The following is a 22,324-nucleotide window of genomic DNA, read 5'->3' as shown; positions in this document are numbered from 1 at the left end:
GAAAGGTGAAACACTTTCTGATAGTTTTCAACCGGAAAACTGGTGAACGAAGGATTGAAGAGTACACGGACGCTCGTGAAGCGATCCTGCGGAGGCTCGAGGAAGAGCAAGCTAACCACAATCCTGACGTTGAGATTGTAGTTATTGGCTCCTCTGGATTAGAGCACTTGAAGGTTACCCACTCGCGGTATTTCAGAGTTGAGGAACTGCCTGATTTTGCTACGTACTGGGCTCAGGAGGAAAAGATTTCCTGAGGCAGCTGCACACTCTCAACACCGGGGTACTCAAACTACAGGCCAAAAATCAGTCGGAGCCCTCGGTTTGGCCCGCCGGGAGACTCTTCACGAAATCTGCGATGGGAGCTTCCCCATCCCTCGGTGGGAAAGGAATCTCTTCAGTAGCATGCTCGCGCGTCGCTTCGTATAGTGCGAGAGCAATGTTGTGCGGTTTGCGGGGAGCTTTCATGCGGTACTCCTTTACACCTGACGCTCTTTCACCGCGCGGCGGATGAAGTACGCCAAGAAGCCCAGGATGATCAGGATGAGCACCACGTAGATCACCTTGGAGTAGGTGTCGGCCCAGGCGGTGGCTTGCTCCCAGTTCTCCCCAAGCTTGAGCCCCAGGAAGATCAGGATGGCGTTCCAAATGCCGGAGCCCAGCGTGGTCCACAGGCCGAACATGACAAGGTTCATGCGGTCCAGACCAGCCGGGATGGAGATCAGCGAGCGGATGCCGGGGATGAGACGGCCGAAGAAGATCGACGGCTTGCCGTGCTTGTGAAAGAACTCCATGGACTTATCCACGTCAGAGACACGCACCAGCCACATCCAGTCCGCGATCTTGCGCAGGCGCTCAAGACCAAGCCACGCACCGACGCCGTACAAAATGTAGGCGCCGATCACCGAGCCCAGCACCGACCAGATGAACACGGTGATCAGGTTCAGCGAGCCTTGGGCCACGGTGAAGCCGGCAAGCGGCAGCACCACTTCGGAAGGAATTGGCGGAAACAGGTTCTCCAACAAGATGGCGATACCAACGCCGGGGGCGCCGAGGACTTCCATAAGGCCAACGATCCAGTCGATGATGCTCTGCATTCGGCCTATCTTGCCCTACAAAATATCCAATGACCAAGTATGTACCGGCGCGCCGCTTTCCTGATGCTTCAGGTAGTGGCGCATAAGCTCCTTAAGCGCCGCCTTTCGTTCCGGTGACTCCGGCGTGGTGGCAGGCGCAAGTTTATTCAGCGCGTTAAGTTGCCACATCGCCCCGTTTTGGCGGGTGCGTACGCGGCCCTCAATAATGCCGAGGTACTCCTCACGGCACGCCGTGCCAACGTGTAAGGAGCGCAAGCCTTCATCCGCAATCGGAAGCAGATGGTTTTCCACCAGCTCCGTAACCGGAATGGTGCCAAGCGTTGGCCAGTGCAGGTTGGCCGTCAGCCCGTGGCGCGCGCCCTGGCGGAAATTCTCGCGCGCGTTATCAAAGCTCAAACGCGACCACACGGGGCGGGTTTGTTGCGCAAGGATGTGGACGCAGCCGTAGTAAAACGCGGCGTCTGCAACCGTGTCCTTGATCGTCGGGCCTGCTGGCAGAATGCGGTTTTCAATACGGATGTGGCTCAGCGGCCCGTTCGGGTCATAGATCGGGCGGTTCCAACGCCAGATCGTGCCGTTTTGCAGGTTTAAGTAGTGCAGCCCCGGGCTATCCCCAAGCATCTCCGGCTTGCCGGCTTCAGCACGGCCTTCCGGAAGCAGGGGAGAGAAGTAACTCACGTTTTCTTCAAACAGGTCGAATACGCTGGTGATCCAGCTTTCACCAAACCACACGCGCGGGCGCACACCCTGGTTGATCAGCTCCTTGGTGCGCGTATCCACGGACTGCTTGAACACCGGGATGCGCGACTCGTGCCACAGGCGGTGACCCAGAAACAGCGGGGAGTTTGCAGACAGCGCAACCTGCGCACCCGCAATTGCCTGCGAGGCGTTCCAGGCGCTTGCGAACATGCTGGGCTTGACCTGCAGATGCAGCTGCACGGAGGTACACGCGGATTCTGGCGCGATGCCATCAAAATCGTGTGTGTAGTGCTCCTCGCGCCACAAGTCCACGTTGACCAGCTCGCCGCGCGACTCCATCACGGAATTCTCCAGGCCCGCGTAGCGGTTCTCCGGGGTCATCCAATTCGGCCCCTCTAAAAACTGCGTGCTCAGCGTCGGCAGCGTACCAACCATCACCACCTGCGAGCCTGCGGCGTTGGCAGCGGTAACCACCTCGCTGAAACGCTGCTTGAGCCCCTGCTCCAGCTCCGCGAGTCCATCGCCTGCAATGGGCAGCGGCGGGTGGTTGAGCTCCACATTGAACTGCCCGATTTCAGACTGGTACTCATCACTTAAGCCCGCCAGCACCGCTTGGTTGTTGGGGTGCGGCTGCATCTGATCGTCCACAAGATTCAGCTCCAGCTCAAGGCCAATCGTGCCCTGATCCGTAAACTCCGCCTCCTGCAGGTGACGGTCAAACGCCTCCAGCTCTTCTTCCAGCTTTTGGCGATACACCGTGCGCTGCCGCGGCGTATACGAGTCCGCGGAGACCTGCTCGCCCATTAGCGGTGCTCCCGGTACCAGGTGATCAGGGCGTCCGTAGAACCGTCGCCACTAGCCGGGGCTTCCTTGCCCTGCACCGCGGCAGCCAGGTCGTTGGCCTGCTGCTTGCCCAGCTCCACGCCCCACTGGTCGAAGGAGTTGATGCCCCAGATGGCACCCTCCACAAAGGTGATGTGCTCATACAACGCCACCAGCGCGCCAAGCGCCTGCGGGGTCAGCTCCTCGGCCAGGATGGTGGTAGTCGGACGGTTGCCCGGCATCACCTTGTGCGGAGCCAGTTGCTTATCGACGCCCTCCGCAACCACCTCATCCAACGTCTTACCAAAGGCGAGCACCTTGGTCTGTGCGAAGAAATTGCCCATGAGCAGGTCGTGCATAGAGCCGGTGCCATCTGCAGTAGGGAAGTCCTCCTTGGGGCGTGCAAAGCCGATGAAATCCGCCGGCACAAGCGACGTGCCCTGGTGGATGAGCTGGAAGAACGCGTGCTGGCCGTTCGTGCCCGGCTCACCGAAGAAGACCTCACCCGTGTCATAGGTAACCAGCGTGCCGTCCTTGGTTACGGACTTACCGTTGGACTCCATAGTCAGCTGCTGCAGGTACGCCGGGAAGCGCGACAAATCTTCCGAGTACGGCAACACCGCATGGGTCTGCGCGCCGTAGAAGTTGCGGTACCAAACGTTGAGCAGGCCCATGAGCACGGGCACGTTGCGCTCAAACGGGGTGGTGCGGAAGTGCTGGTCCATGGCGTGGAAGCCCTCAAGCATGCGCATGAAGTCCATCGGGCCAATAACCGCCATCAGGCTCAAGCCAATCGCGGAATCCATGGAGTAGCGGCCGCCAACCCAATCCCAGAACCCGAACATGTTCTTAGTGTCAATGCCAAACTCCGCAACCTTCTTTGCGTTGGTGGACACCGCCACGAAGTGCTTTGCAATTGCAGACTCATCGCCGTCAAACTGCTCCAGCAGCCAACGCTTCGCCGCATGCGCGTTGGTGAGTGTCTCCTGCGTGGTAAACGTCTTCGACGCGATAATGAACAGCGTCTCCTCCGCATTGCAGCGCTCCAGCACCGCGGCGATATCCGCAGGATCCACGTTGGACACAAACTCCGCGCTAATGCCTGCCGTTGCATATGCACGCAGCGCCTTGGTAGCCATCGCCGGGCCCAGGTCCGAGCCGCCAATACCAATGTTCACAATCTTCTTAATCGTGCGGCCCGTATGCCCCAGCCACGCACCGGAGCGAAGCGCGGAAGCAAAATCACGCATCTGGCCTAAGACCTCGTGTACATCGGCCGCGACATCCTGGCCGTCAACCTTCAGATCCTGGTCCGCAGGCATACGCAGCGCGGTGTGCAACACTGCGCGGTTCTCGGTGGAGTTGAGGTGGGCGCCGGTAAACATAGCGTCGATAAGCAGGGGAAGCTCCGCATCGTGCGCCAAATTACGCAGCTGCTCTAGCACCTGCGCGTCAATCAAGTTCTTCGAAAGATCAACCCGCAGACCAGCAGCGTCAAACGTCAGCTCATCAGCGCGATTCGGGTTCTCGGCGAACAGCTCGCGCAACGTGAGGTTGGACTTTTCAGCGTGCAGGGACTCAAGGGCATTCCAGCTTGGGGTGGTGGTGATATCAGCCATACCTTCCAAGGTAGAGAATTCCCACGCATAATGGGCGCCATGAGCATTGTGAAAATTAACGCGATTTCCCTACCCGACAATGTGCCAGGTGCCGGCGAGGAGCTAGAGCGCCGTTTCGCCGCACGTAAACACGCCATTGACACCCAGCCGGGGTTCGAAGGCTTCCAGCTGCTGCGCCCCGTGAAAGGCGAAGACCGCTACTTTGTGGTCACCCGTTGGGCAGACGAAGAGTCCTACCGGGCGTGGTGGGCAGGCCAAGGACGCGCATCGCACGGCTCCACGAAGGGCGAAGACGGCCAGGAGCGCAAGCCTGTGTCTCAGAAGGCGGAGCTTCTAGAGTTCGAGGTCGTGCTCGACTCGCTGGAGCCTTAACCGCTTTAACCGAGTTTGCCGCGGCCCAGACGCAACAGGACCTGGGCCAACACTGGGCCCTCTTCGCCCAGCTCATCGCGGAACTGGTTAATAATGGCAACCTCGCGGGTGTGCACAAGCTTCGTGCCACCTGAACCCATGCGGGTTTTCCCAATGGCTTGGGAGATTTCGGAGCGACGCTTCACCGCGTCCAGAATCACCCTGTCCAGACGGTCGATTTCCTTGCGGTACTGCTGGATCTCCGCGTCTGACAACGGGTCATCTGTACCGGAAGGCATACGGATCTCAAGTTCGCTCATGCTGGCTTATTATACGGCTGTTCGAACGGTGGGAAAGCGTGTGTGCCATCGGTGAGTAGGGTGTTAACCCATGACCAACCAGACCGATCTCACACTTGGCCTGAACCCGCAGCAACAGGCAGCTGTCGTGCACCAAGGTTCCCCGCTGCTCATCGTCGCTGGCGCAGGCTCCGGCAAGACCGCGGTGCTCACGCGGCGCATCGCTCACTTGTTGCAAAACCGGTCTGTAACACCGTGGCAGATCCTGGCCATCACGTTTACCAACAAGGCCGCGGCAGAGATGCGTGAGCGCGTGGCCGCGCTTGTGGGCCCTGAAGCGGAGCGGATGTGGGTAGCCACGTTCCACTCAGTGTGCGTGCGCATCCTGCGCCAGCAGGCGCAGCTGGTGCCGGGGCTGAACACCAACTTCACCATCTACGACTCGGACGATTCGCGCCGGCTGCTAGGCATGATTGCCAAAGACTTCAACCTGGATCTGAAGAAGTTCACCCCGCGCACGCTGGCTAACGCGATTTCGAATCTGAAAAACGAGCTGATTGATCCGGATACCGCGCAGGCCAACGCCGCACAGACACACAACCCGTTTGAAACCACCGTGGCGCAGGTGTACGTGGAGTATCAGCGCCGGCTGCGCCAATCCAACGCGCTTGATTTTGATGACCTGATTGGTGAGGTGGTGCGGATTTTCAAACAGCACCCGGAGGTCACCGAGTACTACCGTCGGCGCTTCCGCCACGTGCTGGTGGATGAGTACCAAGACACCAACCACGCGCAGTACGTGCTGATTCGCACGCTGGTGGGCGATGGCCCGGATGCGCCAGAACTTGCCGTAGTGGGTGACTCGGATCAGTCCATCTACGCGTTCCGCGGTGCCACGATCCGCAACATTGAGGAGTTTGAGCGCGACTACCCAAACGCCACCACCATTGTGCTGGAGCAGAACTACCGCTCTACGCAGAACATTCTGAACGCCGCCAACGCGGTGATCTCCCAGAACCTAGACCGCAGGCCGAAGAAGCTGTGGACTGCGCATGGGGCGGGGGAGAAGATTGTCGGCTACGTGGCCGATAATGAGCACGATGAGGCACGCTTTATCGCCTCGGAAATTGACACGCTGACAGATGCGGGCGTGCGCTACTCCGATATAGCGATTATGTACCGCACCAACAACGCCTCCCGTGCGCTGGAAGATATCTTCATCCGCTCCGGCATCCCGTACAAAGTGGTCGGCGGCACGAGGTTCTATGAGCGCCGTGAGATCCGTGACATTGTGGCCTACCTCAAGGTACTGGAAAACCCGGACGACACGGTGAGCCTGCGCCGCATTGTGAACGTGCCCAAGCGCGCCATCGGGGATAAAGCCCAGGCGATGGTGGCGCTACACGCGGAGAACAACAACGTTAGCTTCGGCGCGGCGCTGCGCGATGCTGCAAACGGGGACGTGGACATGCTGGCGTCTCGCTCCGTCAACGCCATCAAGGGCTTTGTTGAGCTGATGGACGGCATCCGCAGCCGTATGCCTGAGATGCGCAATGACGTCACCGGCATGCCGGACCTTGGCCAGCTTGTCACCGCAGTTCTGGAAGACACCGGATACAAGGCCGAGCTTGAGGCCTCTAACGACCCGCAGGATGCGGCGCGCCTAGACAACGTCAATGAGCTGGTGTCGGTTGCGCGCGAGTTTTCCTCCGAGGCCGCGAACCAGATGGCGTACATGTCCCAGGATGAGCTGGATGCAGTCATGTCTGACGGCGAGCCCGCGCCGGGCTCACTGCAGGCGTTTTTGGAGAAGGTCTCCCTGGTGGCGGACGCGGACCAGATCCCGGAAAACGACCAAGGTGTGGTCACGATGATGACGCTGCACACAGCGAAGGGCCTGGAGTTCCCAGTGGTCTTTGTCACCGGCTGGGAAGACGGACAGTTCCCGCACCTGCGCTCCCTAGGGGATCCCGCGGAGCTGGCGGAGGAACGCCGCCTGGCCTACGTGGGCATTACGCGCGCACGGGAGCGGCTGTATCTCACGCGCGCCATCCTGCGATCGTCGTGGGGTTCACCGGTAACAAACCCGGCCAGTCGCTTCCTCGCAGAGGTCCCGGAGGACCTCATCGACTGGCGCAGGCTTGCACCGGAACCCGAATATCACTCCAGTAGCGCTTGGGGCAGCCCCGCTCCGGTGCCTTCGCGGACCAAGCGTCCGCGCCGCAGCCTTGCAGGCGAGGTGAAGGTGAACAAGAACCTGGACCTGGCCCCGGGGGATCGCGTCAATCACGCCAAGTACGGACTTGGCAAGGTGCTTACCGTAGAAGGAAGCGGCGTGCGCGAAACCGTCACAGTGGATTTCGGTTCCGCAGGCACCGTTCGCCTCATGCTCATCGGTGGCGTCCCGATGGAGAAGCTGTAGGGCTTGTAACTCCGGCTTTTAGATCCGGATGCCCTGCTGCTTGAACCACACAACTGGGTCGGTCGGGTTCACGCCGTCCGGTTTGATCTCAAAGTGCAGGTGCGGGCCGGTGGACTGGCCCTCATTGCCAATCTTGGCAATCTGCTCGCCAGCACGAACCTGCTGGCCAACGCTGACGTTGTAATCGCGCATGTGTCCGTAAACGGACACCTCGCCGCCGGCGTGCCTGATAACAACCCAGTTGCCAAAGCCCTGAGCGGGGCCGGCGTTGATAACCGTGCCGTCCATCACCGCATAGATCGGGGTGCCAATGTTGTTGGCAATGTCAATGCCGTTGTGCATGCGACCCCAACGCGGACCGAAGCCAGAGGTGAACGTACCAACCGTCGGGGTGACTACAGTGCGGCCGTCCGCGGTGCGGCCAGTCTGGTAACGCACAGCATTGTCACCACTAGGGGCAAAGGCGTCGCTCAGGCCTTTGCCAAGCGAGCGCGGGTCATAGACCACGCTGTAGCCCGCGTAGCTAAACGTCGCACCGGTGTCCACAACCGCTCCAACTGCACCAGCAACGGCACGCAGAGCCTGCCCGCCGTCTGCCACGGGCGCACCGTTGATGTTGAACGTCACGGCGTTTGCCTGGATCGCGGTCGCCGGATTGAACACAAGCGCAGCAGCAACGGTTGCAGCTACCGCAGCGGAGACTGGGCGGCGGGAAAACTTCATGAAAGCGATGCCTTTTCGTCTGGGTAGGGGAAACGGTTTTAGGTTTTATGCTCTGCCGGTGCAGAGTTGTCCGCCGTAGAATCTAGCTACCCAAAAATACTTTGGCAACGCGCTGACGTGCGGTTTTGTCGAATGGCTGTTTCATTTTCTGGCTAAAATTGCAGGTCAAGGACGTGTTGCCGGAGGGAAGAAAGTTATTTTGAGTGACTGGTGTGACTGGTGTGGTTTGTGGGGGTGGGGGATTCAAACCTGAGCGGCATCTGTGGCTTTCCTTAAGCGTAGAAGTGGGTTAGCGCTTCGGCGGGGTGTATGGGTGCTATCCGACCTTTGCTATCCGATGTTTGTAAAGGTCGGATAGCAAGCATCGGATAGGGGCACGAAGACGCTAACGGCGCCCTAAAACGCCCAAAACCCGCCACCGAAACGCTCGGTGGCGGGTCCCCTGGAGGGTCTTGTGGGCACTAGATAACTACGCCACGCTCGGCCAACCACGGAATCGGGTCGGCAGGATTCGTGCCGTCTGGGTGGATCTCAAAGTGCAGGTGCGTGCCGGTAGAGAAGCCGAGGTTGCCCATGCCGGCAATCTGCTGGCCAGCGGTCACGTGCTGCCCCACGGAAACGTCAATGCTCTGCATGTGGCCGTACAGGGACACTGCACCGTCCTCGTGCTGGATGCGCACCCACAGGCCGTACCCCTGGGCCGGACCAGCGTCAATCACAATGCCGTCCTGGATGGCCACAATCGGGGTGCCGTTTGCGTTAGCAATGTCGATGCCGTTGTGCATCGTGCCCCAGCGCGGGCCGAAACCGGAGGTGAACGCACCCTCTGCCGGGCGGACGGTTACCGGCATGCGCGCAGCGCGGTCAGCTGCGGCAACCTCTTCAGAGTGCTCCACAGCCTTAGCCAGCTGCGCGGTGAGGTTCTCAACCGGCTTGAACTCTGCAATGGCCAGCACCTGGGGGGCTGCATCCGTGAGCATCTCAGGCGCGTCCGTCAGCTTGTTTACGTCAGCGGCGAGCTTAATCTCAACGTCGCTAGAGGCAGGCTTGCTGGAAAGGATGTCAGCTGCGGCGGCGCCGGACAGGCCAGCGGTAGAAACGGCACCGGTGGTGACAGCAATCATGGCCACGCGGCCCTTGTTTGCCGTCTGCTTGCGGTGCTTGCCGCCCGCGCGAGTCGAGTTGAACATTCTGCCTCTTCTAAGATCCGTAAGTCTTGACCGGTTTTGCTGATTTGTTGGTGTTCAGCAACACGGTCGTAACCATCTCGTTATCTAGACGTGGTAACTGTAACGAATCGGTCTCGGTGGGGCAAGCCGTTTCTCAGATAAAAGTAAGTCGTTTCGAAAACTCGAAACGTTACATCGCTCCACCAGTCACATCAGCCCCACTTATCAACCGCTATAACGCGGTCTAACGAGTGTCTATGGCGCCTCCACCCCCATAGAGGTGGCAAAGTAGGCGTCGATGAGTACCAACCATGCACCTCGGGCGTCGACGCGGCGTCGACAGGTAAAAGCCCTCATGCCGGGGGTCAAGCGCGAAAAGCCGCAACCGAAGCAACCAGAAACCTGGGGCGAGCGATTGCGCCACTACGCACCCTCAGTGGTGGGTCCGCTCGCTGTCTTGGCGCTGACGGTGGTGGTGGTCTGCTTGGCCGTCATCCTGATCGCGGGGCTGCGGGTGTCGTACCTGCCCGGCTCTATTGGCCAGGCGTGGCTGAGCGTGAACGCGGCGCCCATGCGTATTAGCGGGGTGGCGTTGTCTAACGCTCCGACCTTGCCCGCCATTGGCATTGCGGCGTTGATTGCGTCGCGGGTGCGCAGTGCCACGAAGGAACGCGTTAGCGTGCTTGATTTGGCGGCGATCCTGACGCTGCTGGTCGGCAGCTCCATCACGCTGAGCGCCATCGCGCTGTTTATGGTTACGGATGCTTCCTATGTCTATGCGTTCGAGGCACCGAACCCTGCCGCGGCGCTGTTCGCCCCGCTGGGTGTGCACCTGATCGGTTTTATCTTTGGCGTTTCTCCGGTGGTGTGGCGTGCGCTGGCGCGTCGAGTCAATTTGCCTGAGCTGATTGTGGACGCCACACTCGCGGCCACTCGGCTTCTGCGCAACCTGTTTTTGGTCTCCCTTGGCGTCTACCTGGTCATGCTCGCGGTACAACACGCGAGGGTGGGGGAGGCACTTGCCGCCTATCCCCATCTTGGCTGGGTCGGCGGCCTCGCGCTGGCGCTGCTGAGCCTGGCGTATGTGCCCAATGCTGCCGTTGCCACGATGTCCGTGCTGCTCGGCGGAAGCTTTGACTACGCCGACGCCTCTGTCTCCCTGTTCAGCACCACCAGCGCCGCGCTGCCCCCGTTCCCGCTGTTCGCGGCCGTCCCCGCCACCGTGGGCACCTGGGCGCCCGCCTTGATGCTGATCCCGGCCGCAGTGCTCGTGCGCTTTGTGCTCACCCGGAGCTTTTCGCTTATCGACGCTACCGCCACCGCCACCATCGCCACCACCCTTAGTCTGCTGATGGTCTTCTACACGGGTGGTGCCGTCGGCGCCTACGGCTGGGTTGGCGCTAACCCTTGGACCTGCGCACTTGCCGTCTTTATCTGGACGGCGGTGGCGGGTTTGGCCACTTGGGCCATCGCGAGATTCCGCAGGGACTAGACTTATGCGGCGTGAGTGTCAACGTCGCTGTTTTGGTGTCCGGATCGGGCACACTTTTGCAGGCCATCTTGGATAACCAGGATGGCCATTACCGTGTCAGCCTTGTGGTGGCGGATAAGGAATGCCCTGCACTTGATCGTGCACGACGGGCAGGTATCCCCACCGAGGTGGTTGCAATGCAACCGGACCGTGACGCGTGGAATGCGCACCTGGCGGAGGTGGTCGCGTCCGCATCGCCGGACCTGGTTGTCTCTGCGGGCTTTATGCGCATTTTGGGCGAGGCGTTCCTGTCGCGCTTTGAGGGTAAGACGATTAACACGCATCCGTCGTTACTCCCAGCTTTTCCGGGAGCAAACGCGGTGGGTGACGCCATGGCCTACGGCGTGAAAGTCACCGGCTGTACCGTCCACTACGTGGATGCCGGTATGGACACCGGTGAAATCATTGCCCAGCACGCAGTCGCGGTCCAAAACGGCGAAACGCAAGACGCACTCCATGAACGCATCAAGCAAGCAGAACGCAGCCAGATTGTGAACCTGCTACGCAAAGCCACACCGGCCAAGAATAATGGAAAGGTGACCTTCTAAAGATGGGTATCCAGATCAAGCGCGCACTGATCAGCGTGTATGACAAGACAGGGTTGGAAGACCTCGCACGCGCGCTGGGGGATGCAGGCGTTGAAATCGTTTCCACCGGCTCCACCGCAAAGCGGATTGCGGATGCCGGTGTCAACGTCACCGAGGTTGCGGATGTGACCGGGTTCCCTGAGGTGCTCGACGGCCGTGTGAAGACGCTGCACCCGCGCGTCCACTCCGGCATTTTGGCGGACCTGCGTAAAGACGACCACGTGAAGCAGCTCGAAGACCTCAACATTGAGCCCTTCCAGCTGGTCGTGGTCAACCTGTACCCGTTTGAGGAGACCGTGGCTTCCGGCGCTTCCTTTGATGAGTGCGTGGAGCAGATCGACATCGGTGGCCCGTCCATGGTGCGTGCGGCGGCGAAGAACCACCCGTCCGTGGCTGTGGTGACCTCTCCGGCACGTTACGGCGACGTCGCTGAGGCCGTGAAGAACGGCGGTTTCGAGCTGGAACAGCGCCGTGAACTCGCCTTGGAGGCGTTCACGCACACCGCGAAGTATGACGCGGCTGTGTCTAGCTGGTTGGCGTCGCAAATCAGCTCTGGTGCTGAGGCTGTTGCTGAGGCTGGTTCCCAGACGACCGAGCTGCGCTACGGCGAAAACCCGCACCAGGCAGCGCGCCTGGAAAGCGAAGGCTGGGGCATTGCTGCTGCTAAGCAGCACGGCGGCAAGGCGATGAGCTACAACAACTACCAGGACGCTGACGCCGCATGGCGCGCCGCCTGGGACCACGAGCGCGCCTGCGTGGCCATTATCAAGCACGCCAACCCGTGTGGCGTGGCTGTATCCGACGAGTCGATTGCAGACGCACACCGCAAAGCCCATGCCTGCGACCCAGTGTCCGCCTACGGCGGCGTGATTGCCTGCAACCGCGAGGTCACCCTGGAGCTTGCAGAACAGGTTGCCCCGATCTTCACCGAAGTCATCGTTGCACCGTCCTACGCGCCGGACGCGTTGGCGAAGCTGCAGGAGAAGAAGAACCTGCGCATCCTTGAAGTGGAGCCGAAGCAGCTGGGTGAGGAGATCAAGCAGATCGCCGGCGGCGTGCTCATCCAGGATCGCGACCAGTTCCAGGCCGAGGGTGACGCAGTGGAGAACTGGACCCTGGCCGCGGGTGAGGCGGCAGATGAGCAGACCTTGGCAGACCTGGAGTTCGCGTGGCGCGCGGTGCGTTGCGTGAAGTCCAACGCCATCCTGATTGCTAGCCAGGGCGCATCTGTTGGCATTGGCATGGGCCAGGTCAACCGCGTGGACTCCGCAAAACTGGCGGTGGATCGTGCTAATACCTTGGATAGCGGCAAGAACCGCACCAACGGCTCCGTTGCAGCCTCGGATGCGTTCTTCCCGTTTGCGGATGGTTTCCAGATCCTGGCGGATTCCGGCGTGAAGGCCGTTGTTCAGCCGGGCGGTTCCATCCGTGATGAGGAAGTCATTGCCGCAGCCAAGGAAGCTGGCGTGACCATGTACCTGACCGGTACCCGCCACTTCGCTCACTAGTTATCCGAGAAAGCGGTTTCTATGTCATCTCGTTTCACCGCCGCAATGTTGGCGGTTGGCATCGCGTTTCCCGCGATCCCGGCGCTGTATGAGATCCCGGTGCTTGGCCCGGTGATCACGCAGGCGTACAACGGGTTGCCTGCGAATATTCAGTCGCAGATCCCGGGCAACATCCGCGCCCAGCTTGTTCCTGGCACCACAGGGCAAGCTGGTGTGGTGAACACGGTGAACACGGTGAACACTGCCAATGCGCAGGCGCAGTTGGATGCGTTGATTCGAGACGTCCAAGGCCGCCACCAAGGCCGCGCCACGGTGGCTGTTGCCGGCGATGGCGTGCAGTTCACAGCCGGTGACAACCGCGCGGAGCCGGCGTTTTCCACGATGAAGGTGCCTGTGGCAATCGGCGCGCTGCGCAAGAGCCCGGCGTCCTACCTGGATGCGGAGATTGCCATCACCCGTTCCGACAACCCGGCCGCCCACCGTATGTTTGCGCAGGTGTCGGGTGCGGAGCTCAACGGCATCATCGCTGAGGCGGGTTCGCGCACCACCACTTCCGCGGGCTACCAGATGGGCACCATGTGGACTACCAGCGATCAGGCTGCGTTTGCCTCGGGTTTGCGCTGCGTCAACGGCCACGAGCCAGTGCTTGGCATGATGGGGCGTGTGGTGGACTACCAGCGTTGGGGCCTGGGTCGCATTCCGGGTGCCAAGTTCAAGGGTGGGTGGAACGATCACGAGAACGGTCACCTGGCCCGCCAGTTCGGCCTGATCCCGGGCCCGAACGGGGATATTGCTGTGGCTATTACGGCCCACAGCCCGGTCGGTTACCAGGAAAGCTTCGCCATGCTTAATGAGCTGGCCGATGGTGTTGCCCGCATCAGCGGCACGTTGCCCACCTCTCGCTGCTAGGGGCTTGCTGCTTGCCGACGCCACGCTTCACCACCCCAGCCACCCTCACCCTCTGCGCGCTCCTGGTGGGCTGCACGCCCGACCTGCCACCCGCGCCGACTGAGGTGCATTCCGCGCCGGTTGGGGTGCCTTCGGAGTCTGTCACACCAACGTCTGTGGTTGATGCGACTCCGAGTGAGAACCCAGACACGCAGCTATCGGCAGATCTTCAGCGCATCGCAGACGAGGCAGCGAACATGTACGGGGGAGCGGCCACAGTGGCTGTGTCCGACGGCAAGCAAACATTTGCCAGCGCTGAAGCTGGGCCGTACGTTGCGTGGTCTACCAGCAAGGTGCCCATTGCCATTGCGGCGCTGCGCGTTGATCCCGGCCTTGCCCCGATTGCAGAGGCCGCAATTACGGTCTCCGACAACGTGGCTGCTGAATCGCTCTGGGCTGCAGTCACACCAGCGCAGGTAGAGGCCGTACTGGCAGAAGCCGGCTCACCGATCGCGATGAACACGGTGATAACCCGGCCGGGTTTTACCGCTTTCGGGCAAACACAGTTCAGTACTCACGATCAAGCAACGTTTGCCGCAGGCCTGCCGTGTGTTGCCGGTGCCAGCGATGTGCTTGCCATGATGGGGCGCATCAGCCCAGATCAGGCATATGGCTTGGGCACGATGCCAGACGCTCAGTTCAAAGGGGGCTGGGGGCCTGATACTGCGGGAAGGTACGTGATCCGCCAGCTCGGCCTTGTAGACGGCCGCGGCGTCGCCCTCACCGTGGCTCCTGCGGACGGCCAATACGCAACAGGCCAACAGATGGCCACCCAGATCGCTGGGCAGCTTGGGCAAGTATTGCAGCAAATGCCCAAGGCTGCCTGCACAAACTAGGAACAGTAAGATAACTGGACATGACAAATCCGTACGATAATCGTGGCAACGATTGGCAGGACCCGAACCCTCCCACCCAGCAGTTTCCTCCGCAATCGCCGGGTCCGTACCAGTACGGCGCACAAGACCAGTCCCAGTGGAACCACTACGCGCCACACCAGGCGCCGCCCCAGCAGGACTGGAACTACACCAACCAGTGGGGCCAGGAGCCAGAGCAGAAGAAGTCCAAGGCGCCCATCTACATTCTTGCCGGGGTTGTCGGGGCGATCGTCCTAGGCGCCGGAGCGTTTTTTGTTTACACCGGCACAGGCGGAGGCACCGGTGAACCGCAGACGCAGACAATCGTGGTAACGTCCACATCCCAACGCCCGACGTCAAGTGCTGCGCCGGCGCCGTCGGCGCGCCCGACAAGGCCTGTGGAGACGACTTCAGAGAAGCCACGTTCGTTCGGTGCCGGCGAGCCACGCACGAGTCTGACCTCGGACAGGTTTGCAAAGGCAGTGGGGGAGGACTTTGCCGCCTACTACCGGGAAAACAAGAAGCCTCCGACTCACCTGAACACGTACAGCCCAGTTACCAAGCAGTACTACGACATGAGCTGCCAGCCCGCCTCCGGTGGATTCACCTGCTCTGGTGGCAACAACGCGGTCGTGTTCATTCCGGAGGAGTAAACCCTGACCTGGCTTGCTTGCAGCCACCCACGGCGGCGCTCCCGCGTAGCCACGGGACCCTCTGAGAACAGATATGCAGGGGAAGATATGCAGGTCCGCAGGTCACGGCCGATTTTCATTAACGGCTACCTTATTGAAAAAACGCTCTGACCAATGCTCCTGCATATCTTCCCCTGCATATCTGCTGAAGTCGGACCTGGGTTGCTGCGAAAGAAAACAAAAACACCCGCTCTCAACCTCCGAAGAGGGAGAGCGGGTGTTTGGCTGCTGTCAACCGATCCTTAGCGGCTGGTGAACGGCAGAAGAGCCATCTCGCGAGCGTTCTTCACCGCGGTAGCAACCTGACGCTGCTGCTGCGGGGTCAGACCGGTCACGCGACGGGAACGGATCTTGTGACGATCCGAGATGAACAGACGCAGGGTCTCGATGTCCTTGTAGTCCACGGTCTCAATGCCCTTGGCCTTGAGCGGGTTCTTCTTCGGGCGGCGGGACTGCTCCATGCGCGGCTTACGCGAATTGTTGCGCTTCATTTCTTGAGTCCTCCTTACCACGAAGACTTACGGACGCCAGGCAGCTCACCACGGTGAGCCATCTCGCGCATACGGACACGGGAAACACCGAACTTGCGGAGGTAGCCGCGCGGGCGGCCATCATGCGAGTCGCGGTTACGCACGCGAGCCGGGGAGGCATCGCGCGGCTGACGGTTGAGCTCAAACTGAGCCTCGAGACGGTCCTCATCGGACGTCTCCGGGTTCTTGATGATCGCCTTCAGCTCGTTACGACGTTCTGCGTAGCGGGCGACGATCTCCTTGCGCTTTTCGTTCTTCGCAATCTTGGACTTTTTAGCCATGGATTATCGCTCCTCGCGGAATTCGACGTGCTTACGCACAACCGGGTCGTACTTCTTCAGCGTGATGCGATCCGGGTTGTTGCGCTTGTTCTTGCGGGTTACGTAGGTAAACCCGGTGCCCGCCGTGGACTTGAGCTTGATGATTGGGCGGAGGTCATTGCGTGCCATTAGATCTTCTCACCTCGTGCGCGGATAGCTGCGACGACGGACTCGATCCCGTCACGGTCAATAACTTTCAGACCCTTCGTAGAAACGGTAAGGGTGATGGTGCGGCCCTCGGACGGAAGGTAGAACTTCCGCTTCTGCACGTTGGGGTTCCAACGGCGCGAGTGGCGGCGGTGCGAGTGCGAGACGGTCTTGCCGAACGACGGCTGACGTCCCGTGACCTGGCAATGTGCCGACATGGGTAACTTCCTTTACTTCTGCCGCCCACGCAAATGATTGCCAGTGAGGAAAGCACCTTATCAATCGGAGTGAGGGTCCGCGACAGGTGCAAATGCAATCGGTTGACGCAGGCGTAAACGTGTACTTCGACAACAGCGAAAAACAACCATACAGGTTTACGCCGCGATCGCCTAATCGCTTTTAGCGGTTAGCGCCCGGGGTGCCCTGCTGGGTGGCCAGAAGATCGCGGATCTCGCTGAGCAGTTCGGTCTCGGTCGGGGCCGGCTCCTCCGGGTCAACACCCTTGCGACACTTCTGAACCTCATCCAGCTTGTTCATCGGTGCAACGATGAGGAAGTAGACAACTGCAGCGATGAGCAGGAAGTTGATGGCGGCGGTGATGAAGGCGCCGAAGTCAACGAAGGTAGCGTCGTTGCCGCTGATGATGTGGAAGCCGAAGCCGGAGAAGTCCGCGCCGCCCAGGGAGGCGATCAGCGGGTTGATGATGTTGTCAGAAAACGCAGTCACAATTGCGGTGAACGCAGCGCCAATGACCACACCGACGGCCAACTCAATAACGTTGCCGCGCATGATGAACTCTTTGAAACCCTTAAGCATGGGTAATCCTTTCAAAAAAGGGGATGGATTAGATGTGCCTCACTTGGGCACAAGGCAATGGGAATGTATACCACCTATTTCTTAGGGGGTGAAAGTGGTGGTTGCGTGTGGCGTCGATAAGCAAAAGCTCCTGATTAGGAAACGGGGCGCCCGGGCTGTAAGATACTGCAGGTTGCTCGGCTATCGCCGGGCGAAGTTGACCAATTTCGCACCCAACTCAGGCACGATCGCCGAAAAATGGCGAACCGACCTGAAGTTCAATCCTGAGGGAGACGAATCCACATGAGGAAAGATATTCACCCGGATTACCACCCGGTGATCTTCCAGGACGCAAGCACGGGGCACAAGTTCCTGACGCGTTCGACTGTTACCTCCGACCGCACTGAGGCCTGGGAAGACGGCAACGAGTACCCGCTCGTGGTTGTTGACGTGACCTCTGAGTCCCACCCGTTCTGGACCGGCGCTCAGCGTCTCATGGACACCGCTGGCCGCGTTGAGAAGTTCAACCAGCGCTTCGGTGGCATGGCTCGCCGTAAGAAGAAGTCCGCAGAGTAAGGCGAAGGAGGAGAAACAATGGCAACCCCGAAGTTCCGCATGTCGCGTGCGAACACCCGCATGCGCCGCTCGCAGTGGAAGGCTGACAACGCCGACCTGCAGACCGTGAAGGTTAACGGCCAGGAGGTGCGTATCCCGCGCCGTCTGGTGAAGGCTGCTCAGGCAGGCCTGATTGACGTCGAGCAGTTCTAATACTGCCCAGCTGCAAAGCCGGATCCCCGCAACTTGGGGCTCCGGCTTTTGGTTTTATTACCCCCATCTGTGTTCTAAGTTAACTAATCAACGAAAGGTTGCCCATATTGGGCTAATATTCTGCTCATGAAAATTTTGGTTGTGGACGACGAGCAGGCCGTCCGCGAATCCCTGAAGCGTTCTCTGCGGTTTAACGGTTATGACGTGGAGCAGGCTGAAGACGGTGAGAAGGCCCTTGAGGCCATTGCAATGCATCGCCCAGACTTGGTCATCTTGGATGTGATGATGCCTAAGCTTGACGGTCTTGGCGTTTGCCGCATCCTGCGTGAGCAGGGTGATCACACGCCGGTGCTGATGCTTACCGCGCGAGATGACGTTGCGGATCGCGTCGGCGGTCTTGACGCGGGTGCAGACGATTACCTGCCGAAGCCGTTTGCGCTTGAAGAGCTGATGGCACGTATTCGTTCGCTGCTCCGCCGTACCCGGGAGAAACCAACCTCTGAGGACAGCATTGAGCAGGCGACGATGCAGTTCGATGACCTGACGTTGAACACAGAAACGCGTGAAGTGTTCCGTGGCCAGCGTCCGATCACGCTGACGCGCACTGAGTTTGCGTTGTTGCTGCTGCTGATGAAGAACGCGCGCCGTGTGCTCAGCCGTCAGCAGATCCTGGAAGAGGTGTGGGGCTATGACTTCCCAACCTCTGGCAACGCACTCGAGGTCTACATCGGCTACCTGCGTAAGAAGACTGAGGCTGATGGTGAGTCCCGCCTGATCCACACCGTGCGTGGCGTGGGCTATGTGATGCGGGAGAATCCCGCGTGATTCTTCGGCAGTCAGCCGAGCACTACTCCAGACACCTCGCGGCTGATGTTGAAGCCGACGCAACGATTCACACGCACACCCTGTCCGGACGTGGTCTAGCGCTGCGTCAACAGCTGGCGCTTCTTACCAGTTCTTTGGTGGTGCTTGCTGTTTTAGTTGCGGGCGGTGTGGCGTTTTGGGCTGCCCGCTCAGCGCAGCTGGACATTTTGGATAGTGAACTGAGCGCTCGTGCGTACCTGCTGCTCGAGGACACGAAGCGTTTGGATACGGACGATCCCAATGAGCTGCGAGACTTGGTTTGGGATTTTAAGCAGCACAACCCCTTTATTCGTGCTGCGGTGTCGCCTACAGGCTCAGAGGCGTTTTTTGGTGATCCGGTGCCCGTCGGTGGCGAGTATGTCACGCTTTCGAGCGGTGACTATTTATCGACCCGGTTGTTGGGTGATGAGCGCGTAATTATTCGCCAGAGCCCAGATGGGCCGGGGGTTGCGCTGGCCCAGGTGGCGGATCCGTATGGCCGCAGCGCGGGAAGCTTCGGTGCCGCGTTGCTGATGATCACGGGATTAGGTGGGCTGTTGACGTGGGCTGTTGGAAGCCTTGTAGTTGCGGCTGGCTTGCGTCCCCTGCAGCGCCTGAAGAAGGCGGTGGATGAAGTTACCCGCACCGAAGAGCTGCGCCTTTTGCCGGTGGATGGCAACGATGAGATGGCGCAGGTCAGTGATTCTTTCAACAAGATGATGGAAACGCTGCAGGATTCGCGCACCCGTCAAGCACAGCTGGTCGCTGATGCAGGTCATGAGCTGAAAACACCGCTGACGTCCATGCGCACCAACATTGAGTTGTTGATGATGCTGTACTCCATGGGGCAGGAGAATCAGATTTCTCCGGAGGATCGCGCTGATCTTGAACGAGACGTGCTGGCACAGATGGAAGAGATGTCTGCCCTGATTACGGACTTGGTGGATCTTGCTCGTGAGGACGCTCCGGGGGCTGTGACGGAAGAGTTCCGTTTGGATGAGGTGCTGTATGAAGCGCTTGAGCGTGCCCGGCGCCGTCGGACGGATGTGAGCTTCAAATTCCGTGCGGAGCCGTGGCTGATGAATGGTGACCGCGCCGCCATGAGTCGTGCGATTATCAACATCTTTGATAACGCGGTGAAGTGGTCGCCGGAAAACGGTGTTGTGCGCATCTCCCTGCGTACCGCTACAACCAAGGCGGTCATGATCGTGGACGATTCCGGCCCCGGCATCCCAGAGTCCGAGCGCGAGAAAGTCTTTGAGCGTTTCTACCGGGCAACCGAAACACGCTCCACACCCGGTTCTGGTCTGGGGTTGGCCATTACTAAACAAGCACTCCAGCGCCATCAGTGCGAAGTGTTTGTGGAAAGCTCGGATGATCAAGGCGCTCGTTTCCGCGTTGTGTTCCCGGGGTCAGTACCGCAGCGTGACGACGCTGAGTGATCACCCCACGTGACGACGCTGCGCGGTACCCAGCAAACCTCCAGAAAACTCTATGCTGGATTTTTCTGGTGAATGAGCGACATCACAGAGGAAGCGGGCATCATCATGGGAATGACAAATCAATACTCACCGGACTTTCCTCCGCAGCCGCAGGGTATTCCCTCACAGCAATATTGGCAGCAGCCACAGCAGCCACAGCAGCCCCCGCAGCCACAGCACTCGCAGCAGAGTGTTCAGCGCCGTGCTGGTGTGTGGCCCGCGGTAGCGGCGGCGGTTGTGACGTCTTTGGTGGTAGGCGGTACGACGGGATACGTAGCGGGGAGTGTGAACTCCTCGAACCAGTCGGAGTTGCGCCAGGCGTTGGAGCAGCCGGCGCAGCAAGAGGTCAAGGAAGCCCCCGATGGTTCGGTGGAGAAGGTCGCTGCGGCGGTCCTGCCTGCGGTGGTGTCCATTGAGGCGGAGAGTATGCGTGGCATGGCCGAGGGCTCAGGATCCATCATCAGTTCCGACGGGTACGTGCTGACCAACCATCACGTGATTGAGGCTGCTGCTAACTCCGGTGGTCGTCTCACGGTGACGCTGAATGACGGCTCGCGCCACAATGCCACCTTCGTTGCATCCGATGTCAACACCGATGTCGGCGTGATCAAGATCGAGGGCGTGACGGACCTGCCCACCTTGGAGTTTGGTAACTCCGATAGCCTCCGGGTGGGGCAGCAGGTTGTGGCGATTGGTTCCCCGCTGGGCCTATCCGCAACGGTGACTACAGGTATTGTCTCCGCACTGAATCGTCCGGTTCGTGCTGGTCAGGGTGGGGGACAGAGTTCCCTTATGGACGGTATCCAGACAGACGCCGCAATCAACCCCGGCAACTCAGGTGGCCCGCTTGTAGATATGGAAGGCCGCCTGGTGGGCATGAATTCCGTCATCGCTTCGCTTTCGGCCGGCGGTACAGGATCGGAAAGCGGCGGCTCGATCGGTCTTGGCTTTGCCATCCCCTCAAACTTTGCGCAGCGTGTGGCACGCCAGCTGATTGACACCGGTGAGGCGAAACAGCCGATGCTTGGGGTGCAGGTCAGCGTGTATGAAAGCGGCACGCATGGCGCGCGCATTGCCAGGGTGGAGCCGGACAGCCCCGCTGAGCAGGCAGGATTGAAAGAGGGCGAAGTGATCACCCGACTCAACGATCGGTTGATTGATTCGGCTGATGCGCTGATCGCTGCGACCCGTTCCCACGATTTTGGTGAAACCGTCACACTTGAAGTGCGTGGGGAAAATGATGACGTGAGAACGGTAGAAGCAACGCTGAGTTCCGAGTAATGTTTGACGGGTATCTAACCCGCTTAACATAGCCGCACATTGGAGGAAAACCCATGTCAGCTGCCCCAGATGCGCTCGATTTTATGGAGCCGGACGAGGATTTCCTCCGTGCCGCAGAGTTAGCAACTACGGCACCGACAACCCCGTGCGCTCTTGTAGTGCTTGTGGGGGACCGCCGCTTTGAAGGCCCGAACGATGATACGCATGCGCTGGTGACAGAGCTGCTGACTGAGATCGGCTTTCAGGTAGATGCGGTGGTGCACGCCAAGTCCAAGAAGTCTGAAATTCGCAAGGCTATTGAAACCGGCGTTGTCGGCGGCGTAGATCTGGTGCTGACCATCGGTGGTACGGGTGTTGGCGCGCGTGACAAGACGCCGGAGGCCACCCGCGCCGTGATTGACAAAATGGTGCCGGGTGTGGCGCAGGCATTGCGATCCTCAGGACAGGCCTGTGGCGCGGTTGATGCCTGCACCTCGCGCGGCATTTGTGGCGTGTCTGGCTCCACCGTGGTTGTGAACTTGGCGCCGAGCCGCCAGGCAATCCGCGACGGGCTGGCCACCATTGGCCCGTTGGTTAACCACTTGATTGCAGAGCTTGATGAGCACAGCGTCGATGCATAACCGGGACGAAAAGCAGACTCCGAACCCGCGCCAGCGTCGCCGTGTGAAGCGTGTGGCGGACGTAGACTATGACCGCACGGCTGACTCACCATCCAGCGGGGGCACGTCTGATGAGGAGCGTGTGGTTGATCTGGAGGGTGACGGTGTTGAGCAGCTCACCGGCCGTGAGTTTTACGAAAATGAGCGCCCACCGCACCACGGCGAGTAGCAGCGAGCGTTAA

The 22,324-nt window shown here is 60.1% G+C and carries 27 protein-coding genes; 16 read left to right on the top strand and 11 right to left on the bottom strand.

What is annotated here, in order from left to right:
• Nucleotides 1-5: 5 nt before the first annotated feature.
• Nucleotides 6-254 (top strand): hypothetical protein, encoded by a 249-nt coding sequence (locus AK829_RS06080; protein WP_052205055.1) that lies wholly within the window; start codon nucleotides 6-8, stop codon nucleotides 252-254.
• Nucleotides 255-476: 222 nt separating this feature from the next.
• Here the strand turns inward: AK829_RS06080 and AK829_RS06075 are convergent, their stop codons facing one another.
• Genes AK829_RS06075 through pgi form a run of 3 tightly spaced genes read right to left on the bottom strand, consistent with a single transcriptional unit; the run spans nucleotide 477 to nucleotide 4,234 of the window.
• Entirely contained in the window at nucleotides 477-1,094 is a 618-nt protein-coding gene (locus AK829_RS06075) for a DedA family protein (RefSeq protein WP_052205054.1), read from the bottom strand.
• Between the two features lie 15 nt (nucleotides 1,095-1,109).
• Nucleotides 1,110-2,597, bottom strand: a complete 1,488-nt coding sequence (locus AK829_RS06070) for a glutamate--cysteine ligase family protein (protein ID WP_052205053.1) — start codon at nucleotides 2,595-2,597, stop codon at nucleotides 1,110-1,112.
• The gene (pgi, locus tag AK829_RS06065) at nucleotides 2,597-4,234 is read right to left on the bottom strand and encodes a glucose-6-phosphate isomerase (protein ID WP_052205052.1); all 1,638 of its coding nucleotides are present in this window, start codon (nucleotides 4,232-4,234) and stop codon (nucleotides 2,597-2,599) included. Before pgi ends, AK829_RS06070 begins: the two co-directional genes overlap by 1 nt.
• Nucleotides 4,235-4,273: 39 nt before the next feature.
• Here pgi and AK829_RS06060 point away from each other — a divergent pair, with 39 nt between their 5' ends.
• Nucleotides 4,274-4,606 (top strand): antibiotic biosynthesis monooxygenase family protein, encoded by a 333-nt coding sequence (locus AK829_RS06060; RefSeq protein ID WP_052206412.1) that lies wholly within the window; start codon nucleotides 4,274-4,276, stop codon nucleotides 4,604-4,606.
• Between the two features lie 5 nt (nucleotides 4,607-4,611).
• On the opposite strand, the gene AK829_RS06055 is transcribed toward AK829_RS06060, so the two are convergent.
• Nucleotides 4,612-4,905 carry a chorismate mutase gene (locus tag AK829_RS06055; protein WP_052205051.1) on the bottom strand — a complete coding sequence of 98 codons (294 nt, stop codon included), beginning with the start codon at nucleotides 4,903-4,905 and terminating at the stop codon, nucleotides 4,612-4,614.
• A gap of 70 nt (nucleotides 4,906-4,975) precedes the next feature.
• Here AK829_RS06055 and pcrA point away from each other — a divergent pair, with 70 nt between their 5' ends.
• On the top strand, nucleotides 4,976-7,306 hold the full coding sequence (pcrA, locus tag AK829_RS06050; RefSeq protein ID WP_052205050.1) for a DNA helicase PcrA: 2,331 nt from the start codon (nucleotides 4,976-4,978) through the stop codon (nucleotides 7,304-7,306).
• 18 nt (nucleotides 7,307-7,324) lie between these two features.
• Here pcrA and AK829_RS06045 read toward each other — a convergent pair whose 3' ends face one another.
• Entirely contained in the window at nucleotides 7,325-8,029 is a 705-nt protein-coding gene (locus AK829_RS06045) for a M23 family metallopeptidase (protein WP_052205049.1), read from the bottom strand.
• Between the two features lie 461 nt (nucleotides 8,030-8,490).
• On the bottom strand, nucleotides 8,491-9,219 hold the full coding sequence (locus tag AK829_RS06040) for a M23 family metallopeptidase (RefSeq protein WP_052205048.1): 729 nt from the start codon (nucleotides 9,217-9,219) through the stop codon (nucleotides 8,491-8,493).
• 277 nt (nucleotides 9,220-9,496) lie between these two features.
• Here AK829_RS06040 and AK829_RS06035 point away from each other — a divergent pair, with 277 nt between their 5' ends.
• Genes AK829_RS06035 through AK829_RS06010 form a run of 6 tightly spaced genes read left to right on the top strand, consistent with a single transcriptional unit; the run spans nucleotide 9,497 to nucleotide 15,279 of the window.
• Nucleotides 9,497-10,690 carry a cell division protein PerM gene (locus tag AK829_RS06035; RefSeq protein WP_157045300.1) on the top strand — a complete coding sequence of 398 codons (1,194 nt, stop codon included), beginning with the start codon at nucleotides 9,497-9,499 and terminating at the stop codon, nucleotides 10,688-10,690.
• A gap of 11 nt (nucleotides 10,691-10,701) precedes the next feature.
• Nucleotides 10,702-11,277, top strand: coding sequence for a phosphoribosylglycinamide formyltransferase (gene purN / locus AK829_RS06030; RefSeq protein ID WP_052205046.1), 576 nt, complete (start codon nucleotides 10,702-10,704; stop codon nucleotides 11,275-11,277).
• A gap of 2 nt (nucleotides 11,278-11,279) precedes the next feature.
• Nucleotides 11,280-12,824: a bifunctional phosphoribosylaminoimidazolecarboxamide formyltransferase/IMP cyclohydrolase gene (purH, locus tag AK829_RS06025; protein WP_052205045.1), complete on the top strand. Its 1,545-nt coding sequence runs from the start codon at nucleotides 11,280-11,282 to the stop codon at nucleotides 12,822-12,824.
• 21 nt (nucleotides 12,825-12,845) lie between these two features.
• A complete protein-coding gene (locus AK829_RS06020) occupies nucleotides 12,846-13,733 on the top strand; it encodes a serine hydrolase (RefSeq protein WP_052205044.1) in 888 nt (295 codons plus the stop codon).
• Between the two features lie 11 nt (nucleotides 13,734-13,744).
• The gene (locus AK829_RS06015) at nucleotides 13,745-14,608 is read left to right on the top strand and encodes a class A beta-lactamase-related serine hydrolase (protein WP_232305798.1); all 864 of its coding nucleotides are present in this window, start codon (nucleotides 13,745-13,747) and stop codon (nucleotides 14,606-14,608) included.
• Between the two features lie 20 nt (nucleotides 14,609-14,628).
• Complete coding sequence (locus AK829_RS06010; RefSeq protein WP_052205043.1) at nucleotides 14,629-15,279, top strand: hypothetical protein; 651 nt, start codon at nucleotides 14,629-14,631, stop codon at nucleotides 15,277-15,279.
• A gap of 281 nt (nucleotides 15,280-15,560) precedes the next feature.
• On the opposite strand, the gene rpsR is transcribed toward AK829_RS06010, so the two are convergent.
• The 5 genes from rpsR to mscL form a co-directional block, all read right to left on the bottom strand.
• Nucleotides 15,561-15,809 carry a 30S ribosomal protein S18 gene (gene rpsR, locus AK829_RS06005; RefSeq protein ID WP_052205042.1) on the bottom strand — a complete coding sequence of 83 codons (249 nt, stop codon included), beginning with the start codon at nucleotides 15,807-15,809 and terminating at the stop codon, nucleotides 15,561-15,563.
• A 14-nt stretch (nucleotides 15,810-15,823) separates the two neighbouring features.
• Nucleotides 15,824-16,129, bottom strand: a complete 306-nt coding sequence (gene rpsN, locus AK829_RS06000) for a 30S ribosomal protein S14 (RefSeq protein WP_052205041.1) — start codon at nucleotides 16,127-16,129, stop codon at nucleotides 15,824-15,826.
• A 3-nt stretch (nucleotides 16,130-16,132) separates the two neighbouring features.
• Nucleotides 16,133-16,297, bottom strand: a complete 165-nt coding sequence (gene rpmG, locus AK829_RS05995) for a 50S ribosomal protein L33 (protein ID WP_052205040.1) — start codon at nucleotides 16,295-16,297, stop codon at nucleotides 16,133-16,135.
• Nucleotides 16,297-16,533, bottom strand: a complete 237-nt coding sequence (gene rpmB, locus AK829_RS05990) for a 50S ribosomal protein L28 (protein ID WP_052205039.1) — start codon at nucleotides 16,531-16,533, stop codon at nucleotides 16,297-16,299. The genes rpmG and rpmB overlap by 1 nt, the downstream gene beginning before the upstream one ends.
• A gap of 181 nt (nucleotides 16,534-16,714) precedes the next feature.
• The gene (gene mscL / locus AK829_RS05985; RefSeq protein ID WP_052205038.1) at nucleotides 16,715-17,131 is read right to left on the bottom strand and encodes a large-conductance mechanosensitive channel protein MscL; all 417 of its coding nucleotides are present in this window, start codon (nucleotides 17,129-17,131) and stop codon (nucleotides 16,715-16,717) included.
• Between the two features lie 282 nt (nucleotides 17,132-17,413).
• On the opposite strand from mscL, the gene AK829_RS05980 reads away from it, so the two are divergent.
• The 7 genes from AK829_RS05980 (at nucleotide 17,414) to AK829_RS05950 (ending at nucleotide 22,311) form a co-directional block, all read left to right on the top strand.
• Nucleotides 17,414-17,686 carry a type B 50S ribosomal protein L31 gene (locus tag AK829_RS05980; protein WP_052205037.1) on the top strand — a complete coding sequence of 91 codons (273 nt, stop codon included), beginning with the start codon at nucleotides 17,414-17,416 and terminating at the stop codon, nucleotides 17,684-17,686.
• Nucleotides 17,687-17,704: 18 nt separating this feature from the next.
• On the top strand, nucleotides 17,705-17,878 hold the full coding sequence (gene rpmF / locus AK829_RS05975) for a 50S ribosomal protein L32 (RefSeq protein WP_052205036.1): 174 nt from the start codon (nucleotides 17,705-17,707) through the stop codon (nucleotides 17,876-17,878).
• Between the two features lie 126 nt (nucleotides 17,879-18,004).
• Nucleotides 18,005-18,703: a response regulator transcription factor gene (locus AK829_RS05970; protein ID WP_052205035.1), complete on the top strand. Its 699-nt coding sequence runs from the start codon at nucleotides 18,005-18,007 to the stop codon at nucleotides 18,701-18,703.
• Nucleotides 18,700-20,163 carry a sensor histidine kinase gene (locus AK829_RS05965; protein WP_052205034.1) on the top strand — a complete coding sequence of 488 codons (1,464 nt, stop codon included), beginning with the start codon at nucleotides 18,700-18,702 and terminating at the stop codon, nucleotides 20,161-20,163. The genes AK829_RS05970 and AK829_RS05965 overlap by 4 nt, the downstream gene beginning before the upstream one ends.
• A gap of 72 nt (nucleotides 20,164-20,235) precedes the next feature.
• Complete coding sequence (locus tag AK829_RS05960; protein WP_157045299.1) at nucleotides 20,236-21,483, top strand: S1C family serine protease; 1,248 nt, start codon at nucleotides 20,236-20,238, stop codon at nucleotides 21,481-21,483.
• A gap of 53 nt (nucleotides 21,484-21,536) precedes the next feature.
• Complete coding sequence (locus AK829_RS05955) at nucleotides 21,537-22,103, top strand: MogA/MoaB family molybdenum cofactor biosynthesis protein (RefSeq protein WP_052205033.1); 567 nt, start codon at nucleotides 21,537-21,539, stop codon at nucleotides 22,101-22,103.
• A complete protein-coding gene (locus tag AK829_RS05950) occupies nucleotides 22,096-22,311 on the top strand; it encodes a hypothetical protein (protein ID WP_052205032.1) in 216 nt (71 codons plus the stop codon). Before AK829_RS05955 ends, AK829_RS05950 begins: the two co-directional genes overlap by 8 nt.
• Nucleotides 22,312-22,324 lie beyond the last annotated feature (13 nt).

Origin of the sequence: Corynebacterium riegelii (genome assembly GCF_001263755.1) — a bacterium.
GTDB classification, from domain to species: Bacteria; Actinomycetota; Actinomycetes; order Mycobacteriales; family Mycobacteriaceae; genus Corynebacterium; species Corynebacterium riegelii.
Note: the sequence above shows the minus strand (reverse complement) of the source record. Positions and strands in the feature narration are given on the sequence as shown.